Source organism: Psychromonas arctica (assembly GCF_038155225.1).
Taxonomy (GTDB): Bacteria; Pseudomonadota; Gammaproteobacteria; order Enterobacterales; family Psychromonadaceae; genus Psychromonas; species Psychromonas arctica_B.
On sequence record NZ_JBAKBA010000008.1, the window covers coordinates 1 to 20369 of the forward strand.

The following is a 20369-nucleotide window of genomic DNA, read 5'->3' on the forward strand; positions in this document are numbered from 1 at the left end:
TAGGGAGCTTGATATTGTTAGGAATATGCAGAACATGACGGCTACCAGTCAACAGTATTAATCGCAGAATTAGGTCTACGCCGTCTATATAAAATGATGCGACTTAAATATTAATTCCAAAAAGAGCCTAAAGGCTCTTTTTTTGTGTCTATAATTTGAGATTATAGGGAGCTTGATATTGTTAGGAATATGCAGAACATGACGGCTACCAGTCAACAGCATTAATCGCAGAATTAGGTCTACGTCGTCTATATAAAATGATGCGACTTAAATCTTAATTCCAAAAAGAGCCTTAGGGCTCTTTTTTTGTGTCTGAAATTTATGATTCTGAAGGTTTATCTAGCTATCAACGTGAAAAGTCTTATTGCTAACAATCAAAAGCATAAACCTTAATCTTAACACCAGAAACCTTAATCTTAACACCAGAAACCTTGTAGGCTAAAGCCAGCGCCCCATAACAAATACAAGCCTCGAAGCATAAAGGAGTTATCTTTTGACCTCGCGACGCATGGCGAATTAGGCTCTGCCTAGTGTTATGAATGGAGAAGTTCTGCGAGTTTTATTTGGGGGCTCACGCTTCAGCTTGCAGATCTTTTTTGTGTTGATTACTAAGAGAGATATTTCAGTTAATAACAGTTAATAACAGTTAATACATAATCAAAAGCATAAACCTTAACACCAAAATCCCTGCAGACTAAAGTCAGCGCCCCGAGGTCAAATGCATATTTTACCAACTTACAAAGGCAGAAGCCTCTGAACTAAGAGGTTATCGAATTAGGCGCTGCCTATGTTTAATGATCAAAGAAGCTCTGCGAGTCCTGTTTTTAGCTTGCAGTAGTTTGTGTAAAGCAAATAAACTAAAAGGCATCTTCCCTCCTTTTATAGCGCGTATTTAATATCGGTACCTTTAAAAGGCCCTTGTTCGTAATTAACTCCACGGTTGCTTAATCAAATCTAGATCGCCAATATAAATATGAACGCGATTTAAACCTTGCTCCTAAGGTAGCAGAGGACTCTACTTTATATCTATTGATAAATTACTTATATTAATAAATCATTGAAAACTATATATTTATAATTCAGATTGAGTATTATGATGATGTTTATTTATATTTGTTAAATATCATCTTTATCTATAAATCAGATTATGTGTCATCTAATTTTACCTTTGCTTAAATATATAAATTTGAAAAAGTGTCGTTAAGTAATATTGATATTCACTAACGACTAAGACCTACATTAGTTTATCTCTTGTTTAAAAGGATTATGGAAAATGGATTTTTCTTGGCTGCTTGTTTGTGCGCTATTAGTATTTTGTATGCAGGCAGGTTTTTTATGTCTAGAGAGCGGTAAAATACGTAGTAAAAATAGCATTAATGTTGCTGCAAAAAATCTTTCCGATTTTGTTCTCGCCGCTGTTATCTTTTGGATGTTTGGTTTTTCTTTTATGTTCGGAGACTCTCTGGACGGTTTCATTGGTAGTAGCCTCTTCTTTTTCGGTGAAACTCAATCTGCTTATCAAATAAGCTTTTTCTTATTTCAAATGATGTTCTGTGGCACTGCTGCGACCTTAGTTTCTGGTGCTGTCGCTGAACGCATGACTTTTATTGGTTATTTATGTATTGCTTGTATTCTCTCTGCCGTTATCTATCCAGTGGTTGGACATTGGGTTTGGGCATCATCTTACCAAGCCGGTAATAGTGGTTGGTTAGAGTCGCTTGGTTTTGTTGATTTTGCTGGAGCGAGCGTTGTGCATTCTGTCGGTGGTTATGTTGCTTTGGCTGCAATCATCATCATTGGGCCAAGAATTGGACGCTTTGATGTTAATAGCCGTTTACCGACGGGTAATAATGTACCGATGTCTGTATTAGGGGTGTTATTAATTTGGTTTGGTTGGTTTGGTTTTAATGGGGGAAGTACTTTACAATTAACCGAACAAGTTCCTCTTATTATTCTCAATACTTGCCTTGCCGCTTCTTGGGGGGGAATTATCGCCTCTCTTTTACATTACTACTATAAGCGTTTTTTTGATGTCGGTTTCTTGCTTAATGGCGTTATTGCAGGTCTTGTCTCGATCACTGCGAATGCCCATGTGGTCTCACCTGCAGAAGCAATGATCATTGGTATCGTTGGAGGAGTACTCTTATACTTTTCTACTTTTTGGATTGAGAAATTAAAAATTGATGATGCGTTGGGAGTTGTTCCATCGCACCTTGTAACAGGTATTTGGGGCACACTTGCGGTTGCATTATTTGCAGATCTATCCCTGCTTGATACTGGGCTAACTCGCTTGCAGCAATTTGAAGCGCAATTAATTGGGGTAGTCAGCATTGGCTGTTATAGTTTTATATTGAGTTACTTACTATTATCAATTCTTAACCGATTTGTTCCATTACGTGTCAGTGCTGAAGACGAGCTTAAAGGGACCAATGTTTCAGAACATCATGCTTCGACAGAGTTAATTGATTTGTTGAGCGTTATGCATAAACAACAAGAGGCGGGAGCTTTTAACAATCCTGTGCCCGTAGAACCATTCACTGAAGTAGGGCAAATTGCTAGTCAGTATAATGAGGTTCTGGCGCGCGTTAAACATGAAATGACTAAACGCGATGACGCTATTAATGATTTTCGTGCCAGTGAAAAACGTAAAAGTGCCATTCTGCAATCCTCCATGGATAGTATTTTAATTATTAACTTGGAAGGTATTATTATTGAATTTAACCCATCAGCAGAGCGTAATTTTGGTTGTACTAAACAACAGGTGATAGGTAAGAGTTTTATTGATCTTTTTATACAAACGTCAGACCAAGATATTATTAGAAATAGTCTAGCGTGTAAGTTCTCAGGATCAGAAGGGATATTGCGTAATATTCGTAACAGTATTACTTTAATACGTCATGGTAATGCCTCCTTTTCAGCAGAAATAACCGTGACCAGTGCTAACTTCGGCCTTTCAAATAATAATGAATTTACTTTGCATATTCGCGATGTAACTCGTCAACTAAAACTACAAAGCAATTTACGTCAGCTCGCTTATAGTGATCCTCTTACCGGATTATATAATCGAACCTATCTGATGGACTCATTAACTAAGGCCATTGACCCAAACCATTATAGGAATGGAAACGTACTTTTATTTTTCATGGATTTAGATAAGTTTAAAAAAATAAACGATACATTAGGACATCAAGCAGGAGACGACTTGCTGTGCGAAGTGGCCAAACGATTAATTGAAGTAACAGGGCCTAATGATACGATCGCTCGTTGGGGCGGAGATGAATTTGTTGTTTTATTTACAGGTAATTTTAGTATTGAAATTGCGCATTCTAAAGCCAATGAAGTACTTGCCTTAATGCGCAGTCCTTTATTATTGGCGGGTAGAAAAATAACCATTCCGACTAGTTTAGGTGTTGTTATCACAGAAAAAGGAAAAGAGTACAAAGCAGAACAGCTGATTCAACATGCTGATATTGCGATGTATCATGCTAAACAACGTGGTCGAGATAACTATCAATTATTCGAAATTGATATGGCGGATAAAGTACAAAGAGACTTTAATTACGAGCAAGAAATGTTGCTCGGGATTAATTCAGAGCATCAATTTAGTTTAGTGTACCAACCAAAAGTGACTCATCAAGGTGATTTATTAGGCTTTGAAGCCTTAATGCGTTGGCATCACCCTAAAGAAGGACTCATCTCTCCTATTGAGTTTATTCCTATCGCAGAGGAGTCAGACTTAATCATCAACATTGGTGAATATGCACTTACACAGGCAGCTAAACAATTAGTTCTGTGGCAAGGGATAGGATATAAAAATGTGCCCATTTCAATCAATATTTCTGGTAGGCATTTAGTGTCAGAACGATTAATTCCTTATATTCAACGTTTATTGATAGACCATCCAATCGATGCCAATTTATTAGAAATTGAAATTACAGAAGGGGTGTTACTGACTGATATCGACCGTTGTATTGATGTACTATCACAATTAAAAGGATTGAACATTAAAATATCAATTGATGATTTTGGTACAGGATATTCTTCTTTAAATTATTTAAAGCGTTTACCAATCGACGTGTTAAAAATCGATAAATCGTTTATAGATGATTGCGCTACAGTAGTGGAAGATGGCGAAATATGTGGAACGATTATTAACCTAGCGAATAATTTAAGAATAATAACTGTTGCTGAAGGAGTGGAAAATAAAGAACAATTAGACTTCTTAACTGAACATGGCTGCCATGTCTTCCAAGGTTATTTCTTTTCTAAGCCTCTTTATCCGAGCGATATTGAATCTCAATATTTTAAAAAGTGCTCCTGATAAATGGTATCGGTTATCAATAAACCGATACCATGTTAGATACCATGCTAGATATTATATTCGATACTTTGCTATTTTTTAAACTGCAGCATACTTTTTAGATTGTGATTTTTATATTCACTCATTCTCTAACTTATTGCCTTGATAACCTCAACCGCCGTATAACAGTGATCAAACAATAATTTTACTCATCATTTTATCAATAGGTGCTTGGTATTATTAACGTTAACTGGTACGGTTAAGCAAAAATAAACAGGGGTAAAATGTGTGATTTTATGTCCATTTTATGCTTGGTTTTTACACTAATTCTTCTATAAATAAAGCTTACCTAAGGGATTAAATTATGAAGCTACATTCAATTGTTAAAAGTACTCTCCTTGCTGCTGCGGTTATCTCAACTGGTTTACAAGCTAAACCAGTTTATGTCGCAACAACCGCAATCGTTGAACATCCTGCATTAGATGCTGTGCGAGATGGTGTTAAATCAGTATTAGAAGAAAGTGGCTATACAGGCGATGAATTAAAATTCACTTATGAAAGTGCACAAGGCCAACCTGCAATCGCAGCACAAATTGCGCGTAAAATGGTCGGTGATGAACCTGATGTGATTGTTGCCATTGCAACGCCATCTGCGCAAGCTGCCGTTAGTGTAAGCCGAAATATCCCAGTGGTTTTTTCTGCCGTTACCGATCCCATTGGCGCTAAATTAGTACAGTCGTTAAAGCAACCTGGTAGTAATGTGACTGGTTTATCTGACATGGTGAATGTGAGACAACATTTAGCATTAATCAAAGAATTTGTTCCTAATTTAAAAACGCTAGGCGTACCTTACAATCCAGGTGAAGCAAACTCTGTTTCAAGTGTTGCTGCGTTAAAAGTGGCAGCCGCTGAAATGGGTATTAAAATTATTGAATCTGCAGCACCAAAATCTGCTGACGTAATGATTGCAACAAAACAATTGGTCGGCAAAGTAGATGCTATCTATTGTCCAATTGATAACACTATTATTAGTGCTGTTGAGTCTGTTATTAAAGTAGGCATTGACGCGCAAATTCCTGTGTTTGCTGGTGATACCGATACCGTTTCTCGTGGTGCTGTTGCCGCTGTTGGTTACAACTACTTCGATTTAGGTCGTCAAACCGGTGATATTGTTGTACGTATCCTAAAAGGTGAAAAAGCAGGTTCAATCGATGTCAAAATGGCAGAAGGCACAGACCTGTACGTTAACCCTAAAATGGCCGCTAAAATGGGCATCGAAGTTCCTGCAGCTGTTTTAGCTCGTGCCACTAAAGTTATTAAATAAGAATCGATAAATATGTCTCTTTTTTCATTTTTAGGTACGTTAGAAATTGGTCTCATTTATGGCTTAGTTGCCATTGGGGTATACCTTACTTTTCGTATCTTGGATTTTCCAGATCTGACCGTTGACGGCAGCTTTACACTTGGCGCTGCTGTTACGGCAACTCTTATTGTAATGGGCGTTAATGTCTTTTTAGCAACACTCGCAGGTACCATTGCCGCTGCATGTGCGGGCTTAGTTACCGCTTGGTTAAACTTACGCTTTGATATTTTGCATTTATTAGCCAGTATTTTAACCATGACCGCGTTATATACCATTAATCTACGTGTGATGGGGAAACCGAATGTTGCGTTAATTATGGAACCCACTATTTTAACGCCTTTCGAAGGCTTATTTGGCTTGCCAGATATGTACATGCGCGTCATCTTTGTTGCTGTGTGCGCTGTGATAGGTGGATTGTTAGTGGCTTGGTTCTTAAAAACACAATACGGTTTAGCAATGCGTGCAGTGGGTTCTAATAAACGTATGGCACAAGCCAATGGTATTGTCGTTAAACAGAAAGTCTACGCTGGTTTAGCACTGTCTAATGGTTTAGTTGGACTGGCAGGCGCTTTGTTTGCTCAAACTAATGGTTTTGCTGATTCAACGATGGGTATCGGTACAATCGTAGTCGGTTTAGCCGCGGTTATTATTGGTCAATCATTGTTTGCTAGCCGTTCAATGTATGTAATTGTATTAAGCTGTATTGTCGGTTCGGTACTGTATCGATTGGCTGTGTCGATGGCGCTTAATGCTGATTTCTTAGGCTTTAGCGCATCAGATTTAAACTTGATCACGGCAGTACTGGTTGCCTTGGCATTGATCTTTCCTAAGTTACGTAATGAATGGAAAGCAAAACAAGCAGCGAGGAATGAAGCATGATTAGTTGTAAAGATTTACACGTTACCTTTAACCGTGGTTTACCGACTGAAAAGCTAGCACTGCGCGGTATCGACTTAACCATACCGCAAGGCGAATTTGTGACAGTTATTGGTTCAAACGGTGCTGGTAAATCAACACTGTTGAATACTATCGCAGGTGATATCAAGAGTACTAAAGGGCAAATTCTTTTTGGTGACCGAGATGTGACTAAGTTACCGGCAACGGGGCGCACGGCAGATATTGCTCGTGTATTCCAAGATCCCTTAGCAGGAACCTGTGGCGATTTGACCGTTGAAGAAAATATGGCACTAGCTTATGGTCGTGGTCAAAGAGGACGCTTGTCTTCAGCACTTAATAGCAAAATGCGTAACGTATTTCGTGAGCAACTAAGCCGTTTAAACTTAGGTCTTGAAAACCGTCTTGAAAGTGAAATGGGCTTGTTGTCAGGTGGTCAACGTCAATCGGTTAGTTTGTTGATGTCAGCATTACAGCCAAGCTCTATTCTATTGTTAGATGAACATACGGCTGCATTGGATCCCAAAACAGCGGCATTAATTCTGGACATTACTTCGCAAATTATTGCTGAAAAACAATTAACCGTGATGATGGTAACGCACTCTATGCGCCAAGCCTTAGACCATGGCTCTCGTACTATCATGTTGCATGAAGGTAAGATTATCTTTGATTTATCAGGCGAAGAACGCGCTGGTTATGAAGTTAAAGATTTATTAAACCTATTTGCACAAGCACGTACTGATGGTGAAGAATTAGATGATGATAAGTTACTGTTAGGCGCATAGTTATTGCCTAGTGCTTAGTTATTGATTCGCTTAACTCGCAAACAAGATGCCAGTGGTTATTAATAACATTATCGTAAATTATGATTAAATAAAAAGAGCCTAAGGGCTCTTTTTTTGTTGCTGGGATTGGCGATAATATTCACCGTTATAATCTCACTATAACGGTGAATTAATTCCCATTAATCAATGTCAAATACCATTAAGTGTAAACATCACGTTCTTCATGCATAGTTTTCAATTTCCACAGGACTCTCTTTCATCTGATAATGATCTCGATTTAAGTTTAATAACTCTGGAATCGTTGCGGATAAAAAAATAGAGGAATAAGTGCCCACCATAATGCCGACAAAAAGCGCAATCGAGAAGCCTTGAAGTGGTTGTCCTGCTAATAACCAAATAGCAGAAACGGTACTTAACGTCGTGCCTGAGGTTATCAAAGTACGTGTTAATGTTGAGATAATCGCGCTATCAATCATTTGCCCCAATGTCCCAGTAGCTTTTTTATCTCTTAACATCTCGCGTATCCTATCGGAGATAACAATTGAGTCGTTGAGCGAGTAGCCTATCACCGCCAAGATAGCGGCCAGTACCGTTAAGTCAAATTCAAGCTGAAACAAAGAGAAAACACCTAACACTAATATAATGTCATGGAATAAAGCCAAGACAGCGCCACTGGCTAAACGCCATTCAAATCGAAGTGACAAATAAAGTAGCATTGACACTAAAGATGCAATCATCGCAATACCACCTGACTCCACTAATTCATCACCGACTTGCGGCCCAATCACACTTGAGCTCAGCACGCTAATCGAAATATTGTCGATAGTGCCGTTTTCATGCCCGTTTTCGGTGTAATGAATGATTTCGTTCATTAATGACGAGGAGTCAGGGATGTCATTGCCAGTAATAGCTTGATGGATAGACCATTGTAAATTCGTATTACCATGAGTGAGTGAAAAAGAGGAGGTGATCACTTTCTCTAAAGCCGCATGTAATTGCACTTGGTCCACAGGGAGAGTCGTTTGTATTTCTGTAATCACGCCACCCGTAAAATCCACGGCTAAATTAAAACCTTTAATTTGAATGACTAACAGTGACAATAGAATCAGTATGATTGAGCTATACAATCCAATATAACGCACTAGCGTTAGTCCTTTTCTCGGTGCTCTATTAGTTTTTGAATCAACTTGTTTCATCTTATTTAAACCTTGTTCGTCGTTAAATTTATCTTCCTGATGATGGGAGTGTTGATTATTTAATTGGCTTGTATTGATTAGTTTCATTGGGTTACCTGCAAAGTTGATTCAGCGGGAGTCATTGATGTAATCGACTTATTAGCTTTAGTTGGTATAGGAAGTTGACGAATAAATGCATTAACCAAAGCACGAGAAACATAAATACCTGTAAACATACTAGTTAAAATGCCAAGCCCAAGGGTGATGGCAAAACCTTTTATTGACCCGTAACCCACTGAAAATAATATAATGGCAATGATCAATGACGTGATATTGGCATCTATAATCGTGCTTAAGGCATTTTTATAACCATGGTGGATGGCTAGGGCAACACTTTTCCCACGGCTTAATTCTTCTTTAATTCGTTCAAAAATAAGCACATTAGTATCGACGGCCATCCCTATAGTTAGCACTAATCCTGCAATGCCCGGTAAGGTTAAAACAGCACCTGGCACCAAGGATAATAAGCCTACTAAACAGACTAAGTTAAGTAACAGTGCAACATTGGCAATTAACCCGAGTTTTCTATACCAAAGCGCCATAAATACCAACATCATGGCTAACCCTAATGCAATGGCTGCCATACCGTTATTAATATTTTGTTCACCTAGAGAAGGGCCTAAAGTACGTTCTTCAACAATGCTAACGGGGGCAGTTAAACTGCCTGCTTTAAGTAACATGGCGAGTTCTTGTGTTGCTTTAACATTCTCCATGCCAGTAATAGTGAAGCGTGCGCCGAGATGAGCTTGTATGGTAGCTACGCTAATAATTTTACTTTCTTTTTGTAACGTACCTTGAGCATTTTGTTGGTATTCAGAAAATAACGTGGCCATTGGTTTACCGATATTATGCTGAGTGAAGTCAGACATCAATTTCCCACCAGCGCTGTCCAGCGTAATAAACACTTCCGGCATGCCCATTTCACCATATTGAGAACGGGCATCAGTAATATGGCTACCTGACATAATCGGCGTGGAAGCTAAACGAATAGCTTCCCCATTTTTATCTTTATATAATTTTCCGCCTTGAGATTGTAAAGGGTAAAAATCTAATGAAGCAGTTGCACCTATGATGCGCCTTGCTTGGGAAGGATCTTGCACACCTGGTAATTCAATACGAATAAAATGTGTGCCTTGGCGTTGTACTACCGCTTCAGTGATGCCCAATGCTTCAATCCTATCTCGCATGGTTTTGATATTTTGACGCATCAAAGACTGGTGATAAGTTTCAGCAAACTGTTGGTTGGTAGTGATAGAGATTGATTGAACGCCACTTTTATTGGTCGAAAGCTCTGGATAAAGCTCGGTTAATTGCTTAACAACTTGGGTTACTTGAGGGGCTGTTTGCGAAGCAAAATGTAACGTCATAGCAGCGTCTTTTGTGGTAGTGACTTTTGCGCCGTACACTTTAAACTCTTTTAATAATTCAGTGAGATCTTGTTGTATTTTCACTTCTCGCTCAACTAATGCCGCCTGTGTATCGACATTCATTACAAATTGCACACCGCCACGTAAATCCAAACCGAGTTGCATCGGACTAACGCCTAATTTTTTTAACCAACTTGGGCTTGCCGATTCCATCGCCATCGCCACGCTGTAACCTTCTCCTAATGTACTTTCAAGGAGGTTACGTGCTTGTTGTTGCTGCATTTTATCGTGTAACAGCACAATATTTTTATCGTTTTGTTGCTCAATTAAATCAACGTTGATGCCTTGTTGAGATAGGGTGTTATATACTTTTGCACTATCCAGTATTAATGGTTGATTTGATGTCGCTTGGATATGTAATGCAGCTTTTTCACCGAACCAGTTTGGTAGGGCGTTTAAGCCGAGTATAACCACAGTGAAGAGGATCACTAGGTATTGCCATTTAGAATAATGGTTAATCATTTTATGGGTTTTTTTCATAATAACCTCAACACACGCAATGACTTATTGATGAGTTCATTCACGTGTGCAGTAAAATATAAGTGTCTATACCACGTGCGAAGACTTACAAAGGCAATGCCTTAAATTGTAAGAAAACTATAGCGTAAAAGTCATCAGCAGCAGACGAACTAGTGCAGATAACGATTCTACGAATGGTATTCAATAAATTTATAAATTGACGGTGAATAGATAAATAAGATCAAGATAACTTAACGTTTCGAGTCATTTTTTAACTATTCAATAAGCTGAGATTAACTAAGCAGTGGGTCTATTTTTGAAGAATACAAAGTATTGCTGTCTTTCCAGCCTGAAAGGCGAGCGGAATTATCTGAGAAATGCATAAACCAATAGGGTGGGGTTTGTGCTAATTGGCTTTCATTATCAGCAAATACATCTAATTGGCTTTTAAGGAGTTCTTCAACCAATACATAATCTGGAGATTGTTCTCCATGCTCAATTAATAAATTAGCGCGAATTGGTTGTACAAATTCAGAGGCTTGGCTACGGTGCTTTGTAGAAGGTGTTGCTGGTTGTTGGGTTGCATGTGTTAGCGGAGGAATAACAGACTGATTGATTGAGTCATTGTTAATTAAATCCACACTCTTAATGAAATCAAGATTGCCATTCAACTCAATCGTATTATTAAAATCGAAGGATGAGCTTGTTTGCTCAGTATGAGAAAACGCTGAGGTCGAGGCAAAAAGAGTGATTAATAAAAAAAACAGTCTTAACAAAGTGAGTTATTCCTAGCGACGATTTACCGCATGACAGAAATCGCAGTATAGCCATTTCAATATCCATCAACAAGCTTTTTGAATGTATTCCTAAGTTAATTATTACTTAGTATTTCGATGCTCATTTTCTGCTGGTGGCCTGTTCAGTTTCATTAATATTCTTGATGTTAAGTCTAATTAAAATGAATATCAGCAGTTAGGAATGAAAGTTTAAATAAGACTATAACTTCATGCTTAATTAACAAAAATAAGGCGATAAGTTATTTAAAACAGTAGTATTGTTTGCTTACACATCATAACCAAAACAGGAAAAGTAATGCGCCCAAGTGAACAATTAAAACAAAGTTGTATTGAAGATTGGTTAAAAGCAACCAACCATCCTTTTTGCATTGAGCTAGCAGATGGAAGTTTACCATTAGATAAAATGCGAGTGTATTTGGCTCAAGATTATACCTTTATTGATAACTTTGTACGTCTAGCGGCTTCTGCTATTCACCATGCTCCAGCTTTACCGGATCGTTTACCATTAGCGCATTTTTTAGGTATTATTGCTGGTCCTGAGAATACTTACTTCCAACGTTCATTTGATATGTTATCTGTACCTGAATCAGAGCGAACAGCGCCTCAACTATTAAAACCCACCAATGATTTCCAAGCATTAATGTTGAAAGCGGCGAACAGTGGTGAGTATGGGAATATGATTGCTGTCTTGTGTGTTGCTGAATGGGTTTACTTAAGTTGGGCACAACCCTTTTCTGAATCAGTCGAGTCTGTTGAAGGGCTACCATTTTATTTTGGTGAGTGGATCACCTTACATTCTGGCGAGTACTTTGAATCAGTAATAGAGCATTTACGTACTCAGCTCGATACTGTATTTAATAATGCAGAGCCTGCAAAGCAGAAAGTCATGCAAGACTACTTTAATCAAGCGGTATTGTTAGAAAAGCAATTCTTTGATGCTTGTTATCAATAACGATTAACTACTATCAATATCTATTAATCCAACACCAATAAAAGGCTATCGATAATTTTTATCAATAGCCGCAAACTTAGTTTTATGAGTGATTATTGTAGAAGCCCTTCGCTCAGGAATTAGTCCACCTATTTAAGTGCTTATTGTTCGCTTCACATCGCCAAAAATAATATCTGTATGGCAATCTACCCATAATTCATGCTTTGCCATTATTTTAGTAAACATCGGGCTTTGCAAATAACGATTTAACCAAGCTCGAAGATGAGGGTAGGGGGATTGTTGATACCACTGGCGTTCTACTTTTGAAAACTGACGGATAAATGGCATTAGTGCAATGTCCATTAAGCTTTCAGTGTCTGCTAATAAAAATTGATGTTGTGTTAATCGAGACTCTAGTTGTTGCAGGTAAGTTTCACAGATTTGTCGACACTCAACAATATTGGTTTCTTGATAACGTTTAGCACATTTATAGTTTTCATTGGCTGGAATTAACCCCGTTTCGTAATAGTTAATCAACGATAGCATGTTATCTAATGTTGTATTAGGCGGTGCTAACAATTGTGTTGGATCGTTGTCGGCTAATACCTTTAACATTATGTCGAGACTTTCTTCAATAACCTCTACGCCAGAGTCGCTTGATGAGACTAACATTGGTACCGTTTTATTTTTACTCAGCGCTAACATTTCAGTTGGTTTATTATTTAATTTTAAATCGCGTAAATAGACGGGCTGTTTGGATTTAAAAATAGCAATACGCGCCCGCATTGCATAAGGGCAATGACGCAAAGAATACAGGATTGGCAGGTGAGTAGAAGTTTGATTCGCGATAGTCGTCTGCATAAGAGATCCCGTCAATAAATACTGCAAATAGAGTGTGTTAACAACATATTACCTATAAGCCTTAAGCTCAGCCAGTATTGCTTATTAATAATTTAACTTGATGATTTAGCTTAATAAATAAGCTTATCATCCATTTGTAATAAGTGATTTATTTAGGCTCTGTTCATTTCCAATTGAGGATTGTTATTAATATCAAAAAATTTCTCTAAAAAATTTTAAAAGAGCGTTGCTTGGCGTATACTGTCGGCGCGATAAAAAGCAAAATGAAAATAATACTATTAAAGGAAAAAAAATGACTCCTATTGTAAAAAGTTTCCAGTATGGCGAACATACGGTAACACTAGAAACTGGCGTGATTGCACGTCAAGCAACTGCCGCTGTAATGTGTAGCATGGACGATACGTGTGTATTCGTTTCTGTTGTTGGTAAAAATGCTGATGATCAAGAGCGTGATTTCTTCCCTCTGACTGTTAACTACCAAGAAAAAACATACGCTGCAGGTAAAATCCCAGGTGGTTTCTTCAAACGTGAAGGCCGTCCATCTGAAGAAGAAACACTAATTGCACGTCTTATTGACCGTCCAGTTCGTCCTCTTTTCCCAGCTGGTTTCAAAAACGAAGTACAAGTGATTGCTACTGTTGTTTCAATCAACCCAGAAGTTAACCCAGATATCGTTGCAATGATCGCAACATCTGCGGCACTTTCTATCTCAGGTATGCCTTTTAACGGTCCTATCGGTTGTGCTCGTGTTGGTTACAAAGAAGGTCAATACCTACTTAACCCAACTAAAACAGAATTAGAAACAAGTGATCTTAACCTTGTTGTATCTGGTACAGACAACGCAGTATTAATGGTTGAATCTGAAGCTGCTATCCTAAGCGAAGACGTAATGTTAGGCGCTGTAGTATACGGTCACGATGAGCAACAAGTTGTTGTTGAAGCAATCAAAGAATTTGCAGCTGAAGTTGCACGTCCTAAATGGGATTGGACTGCTCCAGCACGTAACGAAGCATTAGATGCTGCGATTGCAACTGAAGCACAAGCGCGTTTTGAACAAGCTTACCAAATCAGTGATAAAGGCGAGCGTTACGACGCAATCAAAGCTATCACAACTGAAGTTAAAGCTAAATTACTAGCTGAAGACGAAGCATTAGTGGCTAAACAAGTAGGCGAATACCTACATGATTTAGAGAAAACTGTTGTACGTACTCGCATCATCAAAGGTGAGCCACGTATCGATGGTCGTGATCCTGAGAGTGTTCGTGCACTTGACGTTCGTACTGGTGTTCTACCACGTACTCACGGTTCTTCATTATTTACACGTGGTGAAACTCAAGCGTTAGTAACAGCAACATTGGGTACACAACGTGATGCACAAATCATCGACAGCCTAATGGGTGAGAAGAAAGATCACTTCTTATTACATTACAACTTCCCTCCATACTGTGTAGGTGAAACTGGTTTTGTTGGTTCTCCTAAGCGTCGTGAAATTGGTCACGGTCGTCTAGCGAAACGTGGTGTATTAGCAGTAATGCCTACTGTTGAAGAATTCCCATACACAGTACGTGTTGTATCGGAAATCACTGAATCTAACGGTTCATCTTCAATGGCTTCTGTTTGTGGTTCTTCTCTAGCACTTATGGATGCTGGTGTTCCACTTAAAGCATCTGTTGCGGGTATCGCGATGGGTCTAGTTAAAGAAGGCGAAGAGTTCGTTGTTCTTTCTGATATCTTAGGTGATGAAGATCATCTTGGTGATATGGACTTTAAAGTAGCAGGTACAACTAACGGTATCACAGCATTACAAATGGATATCAAAATTGAAGGTATCACACGTGAAATCATGCAAATTGCGTTAAACCAAGCAAAAGCGGCACGTTTACACATTCTATCTGTAATGGATGAAGCACTTTCTGAAGGTCGTGATGACATTTCTCAATTCGCTCCACGTATTCACACACTGAAAATCAACACAGATAAAATCCGTGATGTTATCGGTAAAGGCGGCGCAGTTATCCGTTCTTTATGTGAAGAAACAGGTACAACTATCGAAATCGAAGATGATGGTACAGTTAAAATTGCTGCAACATCTGGTGAGCAAGCTGACGATGCAATCAACCGCATTAAAGCACTGACAGCTGAAGTTGAAGTCGGTACTATCTACACTGGTAAAGTTGTTCGTTTAGCTGACTTCGGCGCATTCGTTAACATCCTTCCTGGTAAAGACGGTCTTGTTCACATCTCACAAATCTGTGAAGAGCGTGTTCAAAAAGTATCTGATTACCTGAAAGAAGGTCAAGAAGTTAAAGTTAAAGTACTAGAAGTAGATCGCCAAGGTCGCGTACGTCTTTCTATGAAAGAAGCAGCAGATAAAGTTGAAGCAGCTCCAGCAGCTGAATAAATTTTTCTAAGCTCTATCTAGATATTATTAAGCAAGCTTCGGCTTGCTTTTTTTTGCCTGTAAAACGGTAAGAACAAATAATGATGATTTGTTTTTTTGAGTTTAGTGGATTATGCTTGCTACCCTAATAAAGTGTTACTTCCCTATTTAAATAATAAGCATAACCACTCAGCAGATCATTAGAATGCCTAATTTACCTATGTGAATGATAAAAGTGAGAGAATTCATATACTTTTAAAGTAAAAAAGTAATACTTTTATTTTTTATAGCTACACTCGATTAATGTCTAATTATTATTTGTAGCCTATGAAAAAAATACTCAATAAACTAATACCGTCACATATATCCTTTAAATTATAACTCGTTCCCATGCTCTGCGTGGGAATGCATAATTGCTCAGATGCTCAGAAGTTGGTTCGTCTCAGCTCGTTGTAGCTGGTGGATTTTTATTCACAGTGTTTTTGTTGTATCGGCGGCTTTACTTTCTCTTTGTCAGCAGAGAACCTATACCTACAAAGAATCCAAAGAAACTGGCCACCGAATCACTTTCTAATCCAAACAATGCCTATACCTTTAAAATAAGCTTTCTTAACGCATCTGTTCATATGTAAATCTATGTACTAAAAAAACTTACAAGAAATATCCTGTTTGCTGTTGCTGAAAGTTATTCATTGTTTGGGAAAGCTCAACGGTGGAGTCGTTGTAGCTGCGTTGGGTTTTACTTTGTCTTAATCCGTACTGGCTGGGTGAATTTATTTTTATTCAATGGTTGGTTTTGAGTTTGGGGCGTTGGCTTTAGCCTACTTTTTTTGCTTGCTGTGTTGTTTGGATTATTTAGTGTGGGCAGTGGGTTAATAAGGTAAACCTTTAACTATAATGCGTAAATAGAGTGGCACTTAGGTGTTTTGTTATCTAATCAATATATCCAAACTTTTAGATTAAACTTTCTTAATGCATAGCTTTATACCGCTATCTGTGTGCTTAATAACGAGAATGTATAGAGTTTATCTGCCGTTATTGAAAAGCTATTGTTAAGTGAGAGGTTTTAATAATAAAAACGTTATTACCTTATTAACTGCCTATTAACTATCCGATACCGTTATATAGTAAATATAAGCAGTAAACTTAAATATTATTGACTATATGTTATTGATTATTTTTTAGGGCTTTAACTAAAATTGTTCTGTATAACATGCGGTTATGTGCTGAATACTTCACATTTATCTTGATGCATTGACGCCTGTGAGCTAATATATTTTTTTAATCAAAAATAAGTAATTAATAATATGACAGCATTTACAGAATACAAAGTCGTTCACGTTGTTGAAGGCGGTTGCGGCACTATCTTTTTAGGCGCTAGTGGTTTACCAGTCCAAAAAATGGAAGCAGACTTAAATATGTATGCACAAGACGGATGGCAAGTCGTTTTCCAAGTTGTTGAACAAAAACGTTTCTTATTATTTTGGAAACGTGAAGCTGTTATTATTACACTTGGCCGTTAAATATATATCGCTGAAATTGATCCACCTTTATCAATCTAATGGTGGATCAAAAAAGTTATTAAATATCGAATGTAACTTTGAGCCAACATGCTCTGAATATACAAAACAATGTATTCAGAAGTACGGAGCATTCAAAGGATGGCGATTAGGATTGTCTAGAATTAAACGATGTAATCAACCTGATTTAGTAGAGAAAATACACGATGAGGTGCCTTAATGTCGATATTTGAACCGTTGCAAACACTAGAAAAAAATGAAGAACTGTTTAGGCAACAATTAAACGGATTATCAAAAGAACAAAAGAAAGCCTTCTACGAAGCCCAATCTAAAAAATTGAAAGACCCAGATACCTATGCTGCGCTTAATTGGTTATTTCTTGGCGGCGTTCATCATTTCTATTTAAGAAAATATGCGCTGTTTGCAATAGAACTGACGCTCCTGACGGTGAGTATTATTGGCTTTTTCTTAGGTCATGCAAGTTCGATATACATTATTATCTTACTCGCTGTATATGAATTACCGCAACTGTTTTTCTCGCAAAAAATAGCAAGACAGTATAATTATAATTTGTCCTGTCATATTTTTAATGAAGTACGAAAAAGTTAGCGAATATAGTTAAGTAGAGTTATCAATACTGGTAAAGCACTTTTGATAAAGTACTACGTCTATCTAAATAAAAAAGTAAGCTTCGGCTTACTTTTTTATGCGTAAAGATAAATTATTTTTGACTAATTTAGTCGGTTATTTTTACAGCATCATTTTTAGAAAATTATTAATTGTTATATATTAGCATGTTACATTTTGGCTTGAATTATGCTCCTTTAGGTTTGTGGTTTTAATCATTTACAGGGAGTAAATATGAAAAAGGTAATTTCTTTATTAATAAGTTTATTGTTTGTTGGCTCAGTTAACGCAGCGTTAATGAATTTTGATTATACATACACCGATGGTTCTGTTCTTTCTGGTTCTTTTGATGGAACCATACAAACAGACTCGGATACTGTATTTATTAATTCGTTTAATATTGTTCAGTATGATCTTTTTGAGTTTTCTTCAATTGAGCTTAGCGACTTTGCGTCTGTATCAGATTTTCCTTCTGGCGATTTACAGCCTTTAGTGAGCTTTTCTGGTGATGCTATGGACATATTTGTTTGTCCTAATGGTTTCATTGCTGGTAATTGTGGCTTTTCGTTTGATAGTGGCTTCTTTTTGGGCACTGCTACAGTCGGTGTCGGGGCTGGTTTAGGTGATGATACATTTGAAAATTTTAATGCTAATAATTGGAATTTAACAACCGCTAGTGTACCTGCTCCATCGTCTATTTTAATATTTTCAATGGCTGCTATAGGCTTTGCTTTTTCAAGAGGGAAAAAATAAGTCTAATATTACTTAACTAAAGACCTTCCTGAAAGCCTTGATATTCATCGAGGTTTTTTTGTTTCTGTCTGTATAATATGAGTCATCGAGACTCGATTTACAGCTACTTAGCATATGGACTTTATTGATGAAGCAACGGGTATTAGCATGCCCATATTTAAATAAATAAGCAAAGAGAGAATAGAATTAAAAGTACCAAATAATTAAGTTGTTAAACGACTCATTTTAAATGTGAATTTTACATTCATAGATGTTACTAAAAGGATTTAGTTATCGAATTTGCAGAAGAATTTACAAAAAAAGAGAAAATACAACGCGTCATCTTATATACATTGTTCGGTGGATTGATTGTCATTACTCATTTGAAGTGGGTGTTCCCTTATATCGGTTGGTATGCAGAGACTGCCTATTGCCATACTCCCTTCGGTTACTCAGGCATCATGGTACTTTGGTATTCTTTATGTGTTGGGATGCCGTTATTTTGTGGTGTGTTATTTGCTATTTCTTCTGTGCCTGTTGGGATTAAAGGGTTAAGAGATAAGCAGTTTCCCCCGAAAGGATTCAAAGTCTATAAGCCAACCAAAATTGTTACCAGTTGGCGTGCAAAAGTGAAATCATTAGGTTATACCTTTGGTGCATTACTCTTTGTTGCAGTTGCTATATGGGGGAGTTTTCAAGTTGATAGTATGCCCAATGAACCTGAGAGCTTTGACTACAGCATATGTGAGTCTGCAACGCTCGGTCACCCTTCGTTTGAATCTTTCTAGCGTTATCCGTTTGCCTATTTAAAGATGCTGCTTGTTAGGAACATCATCGTTTTTAAGCTCATTGCTTAATGTTACTGATCATTAGTACCTTTTTCTTCTTAAACAACCATATTAAAAATAGAAGCAATCTTTGGACGATTGGGTTCAAAGTCAGGACTATCCCATTCCTTACGACTCATAGAAACCACTATATTATCAACCAAGTAAACACCCTTATTACTTATTAAATCCTGAATCCATAAAAAATACAAAGTAGAGAGCATATTATGTTGAAATCATTTTTAATCATCGTTGGTATTACCTTTTTTTCATTAAATGTACAGGCAGATAAAGCGACAGACAAAGTTGCCATTGAAGCTGCTGTAAATGACTACTTTCAAGGGCAGGGCGAAGCTAGCCAAACACGTTTATTCCGTGCCTTCGCAGCAGATCACGCGACGATGGTCGGTGTAGTAAAAGATGATAATGGCAAAGAGATCATTAAATCTTGGAAAGACATGAACAGCGTATTAAATAAATGGGCTGCCAATGAAAACCCAGTAGGCGGAGATCGCGACGGTGAAATCTTAAGTCTTGATATTGTAGATGATCGTTTAGCAGTGGTACTTTTCCGCTCTACGAACCGTTTTTATGATGCATTAACACTGACTAAAATTAATAATGAATGGAAAATAATCGGTAAATCTTACGTACTTCAATAACGATTACTGTAAGCACTTTTTGAAGTTCTACTTCTAGTTACTGCTAATAGTTATCGCTAATAGAAGAGAATTTCTTGTAACACTTTATAGCAAGCTTCGGCTTGCTTTTTTTATGCATGAAGGAAGTGAATACTTTATTTCTTATTAAGCCAAATCTTCTGCTTTATCGATAGCGACTCGCGCTTCAATTAACGTACAGCCTGTTTCTACTATTAATCGATTAATAGTCATGTCAGCGTTTGCTAGGACGATCGCTGTTAAATCAAAGCTTGGTTTCGGTAATGCTTTGCCAATCGCTTCAGCAATCCACATTGTCTTTCCTACTTGCAACTGTTCACTTACTTCAACAAGTTGGCTTTGTTTGCCTGTTAACAACCAATTTTTAGAACGACGAATTCGCTTTAAACTACAACCATGCTGATTAACCAACGCTATTATCGTTGCCTTACAATCAATACGATGCAGGAAGTTGTTTAACTTAATGGAGAGGAGAGGCAGCATTTTATTTGGCACAGATTGTTCCAGCAAGGTTTTGATTAGCTATGAATAATAACTTTTGTAGAAGCATT

General features: G+C 37.6%; 17 protein-coding genes. 12 read left to right on the forward strand and 5 right to left on the reverse strand.

Features of this window, described 5'->3' with window-relative positions; translation table 11 throughout:
* The first annotated feature begins 1273 nt into the window (after window positions 1-1273).
* From amt to V6255_RS04920, 4 genes are all read left to right on the forward strand, one after another.
* Entirely contained in the window at window positions 1274-4321 is a 3048-nt protein-coding gene (amt, locus tag V6255_RS04905; protein WP_341627130.1) for an ammonium transporter, read from the forward strand.
* Window positions 4322-4664: 343 nt separating this feature from the next.
* On the forward strand, window positions 4665-5624 hold the full coding sequence (locus V6255_RS04910) for an ABC transporter substrate-binding protein (RefSeq protein WP_341627131.1): 960 nt from the start codon (window positions 4665-4667) through the stop codon (window positions 5622-5624).
* Window positions 5625-5636: 12 nt separating this feature from the next.
* On the forward strand, window positions 5637-6542 hold the full coding sequence (locus V6255_RS04915) for an ABC transporter permease (protein WP_160060842.1): 906 nt from the start codon (window positions 5637-5639) through the stop codon (window positions 6540-6542).
* Window positions 6539-7342, forward strand: coding sequence for an ABC transporter ATP-binding protein (locus tag V6255_RS04920; RefSeq protein ID WP_341627132.1), 804 nt, complete (start codon window positions 6539-6541; stop codon window positions 7340-7342). Before V6255_RS04915 ends, V6255_RS04920 begins: the two co-directional genes overlap by 4 nt.
* Window positions 7343-7563: 221 nt before the next feature.
* Here the strand turns inward: V6255_RS04920 and secF are convergent, their stop codons facing one another.
* The 3 genes from secF to V6255_RS04935 all read right to left on the reverse strand — a co-directional run bounded on the left by secF (window position 7564) and on the right by V6255_RS04935 (window position 11239).
* On the reverse strand, window positions 7564-8625 hold the full coding sequence (gene secF / locus V6255_RS04925) for a protein translocase subunit SecF (protein WP_341627133.1): 1062 nt from the start codon (window positions 8623-8625) through the stop codon (window positions 7564-7566).
* On the reverse strand, window positions 8622-10484 hold the full coding sequence (gene secD, locus V6255_RS04930) for a protein translocase subunit SecD (protein ID WP_341627134.1): 1863 nt from the start codon (window positions 10482-10484) through the stop codon (window positions 8622-8624). The genes secF and secD overlap by 4 nt, the downstream gene beginning before the upstream one ends.
* A 272-nt stretch (window positions 10485-10756) precedes the next feature.
* Window positions 10757-11239 carry a hypothetical protein gene (locus tag V6255_RS04935; RefSeq protein WP_341627135.1) on the reverse strand — a complete coding sequence of 161 codons (483 nt, stop codon included), beginning with the start codon at window positions 11237-11239 and terminating at the stop codon, window positions 10757-10759.
* Window positions 11240-11555: 316 nt separating this feature from the next.
* Here V6255_RS04935 and V6255_RS04940 point away from each other — a divergent pair, with 316 nt between their 5' ends.
* A complete protein-coding gene (locus V6255_RS04940; RefSeq protein WP_341627136.1) occupies window positions 11556-12212 on the forward strand; it encodes a TenA family protein in 657 nt (218 codons plus the stop codon).
* Between the two features lie 132 nt (window positions 12213-12344).
* Here V6255_RS04940 and V6255_RS04945 read toward each other — a convergent pair whose 3' ends face one another.
* Window positions 12345-13052, reverse strand: coding sequence for a glutathione S-transferase (locus V6255_RS04945; protein ID WP_341627137.1), 708 nt, complete (start codon window positions 13050-13052; stop codon window positions 12345-12347).
* Window positions 13053-13344: 292 nt separating this feature from the next.
* Between V6255_RS04945 and pnp the strand changes: the two genes are divergently transcribed.
* The 7 genes from pnp (at window position 13345) to V6255_RS04980 (ending at window position 19800) form a co-directional block, all read left to right on the forward strand.
* Window positions 13345-15453, forward strand: coding sequence for a polyribonucleotide nucleotidyltransferase (gene pnp / locus V6255_RS04950; protein ID WP_341627138.1), 2109 nt, complete (start codon window positions 13345-13347; stop codon window positions 15451-15453).
* 1286 nt (window positions 15454-16739) lie between these two features.
* Window positions 16740-16955 (forward strand): DUF4177 domain-containing protein, encoded by a 216-nt coding sequence (locus V6255_RS04955; protein WP_341627139.1) that lies wholly within the window; start codon window positions 16740-16742, stop codon window positions 16953-16955.
* On the forward strand, window positions 16855-17172 hold the full coding sequence (gene yidD / locus V6255_RS04960; protein WP_341627140.1) for a membrane protein insertion efficiency factor YidD: 318 nt from the start codon (window positions 16855-16857) through the stop codon (window positions 17170-17172). Before V6255_RS04955 ends, yidD begins: the two co-directional genes overlap by 101 nt.
* Window positions 17172-17561, forward strand: a complete 390-nt coding sequence (locus V6255_RS04965) for a TM2 domain-containing protein (RefSeq protein WP_341627141.1) — start codon at window positions 17172-17174, stop codon at window positions 17559-17561. The genes yidD and V6255_RS04965 overlap by 1 nt, the downstream gene beginning before the upstream one ends.
* A gap of 252 nt (window positions 17562-17813) precedes the next feature.
* Window positions 17814-18332: a PEP-CTERM sorting domain-containing protein gene (locus tag V6255_RS04970; protein ID WP_341627142.1), complete on the forward strand. Its 519-nt coding sequence runs from the start codon at window positions 17814-17816 to the stop codon at window positions 18330-18332.
* Between the two features lie 344 nt (window positions 18333-18676).
* Window positions 18677-19099 (forward strand): hypothetical protein, encoded by a 423-nt coding sequence (locus tag V6255_RS04975; protein ID WP_341627143.1) that lies wholly within the window; start codon window positions 18677-18679, stop codon window positions 19097-19099.
* 266 nt (window positions 19100-19365) lie between these two features.
* Window positions 19366-19800, forward strand: coding sequence for a nuclear transport factor 2 family protein (locus V6255_RS04980; RefSeq protein WP_341627144.1), 435 nt, complete (start codon window positions 19366-19368; stop codon window positions 19798-19800).
* A 144-nt stretch (window positions 19801-19944) separates the two neighbouring features.
* On the opposite strand, the gene V6255_RS04985 is transcribed toward V6255_RS04980, so the two are convergent.
* Complete coding sequence (locus V6255_RS04985) at window positions 19945-20313, reverse strand: ribosome recycling factor family protein (RefSeq protein ID WP_341627145.1); 369 nt, start codon at window positions 20311-20313, stop codon at window positions 19945-19947.
* Between the last annotated feature and the right edge of the window lie 56 nt (window positions 20314-20369).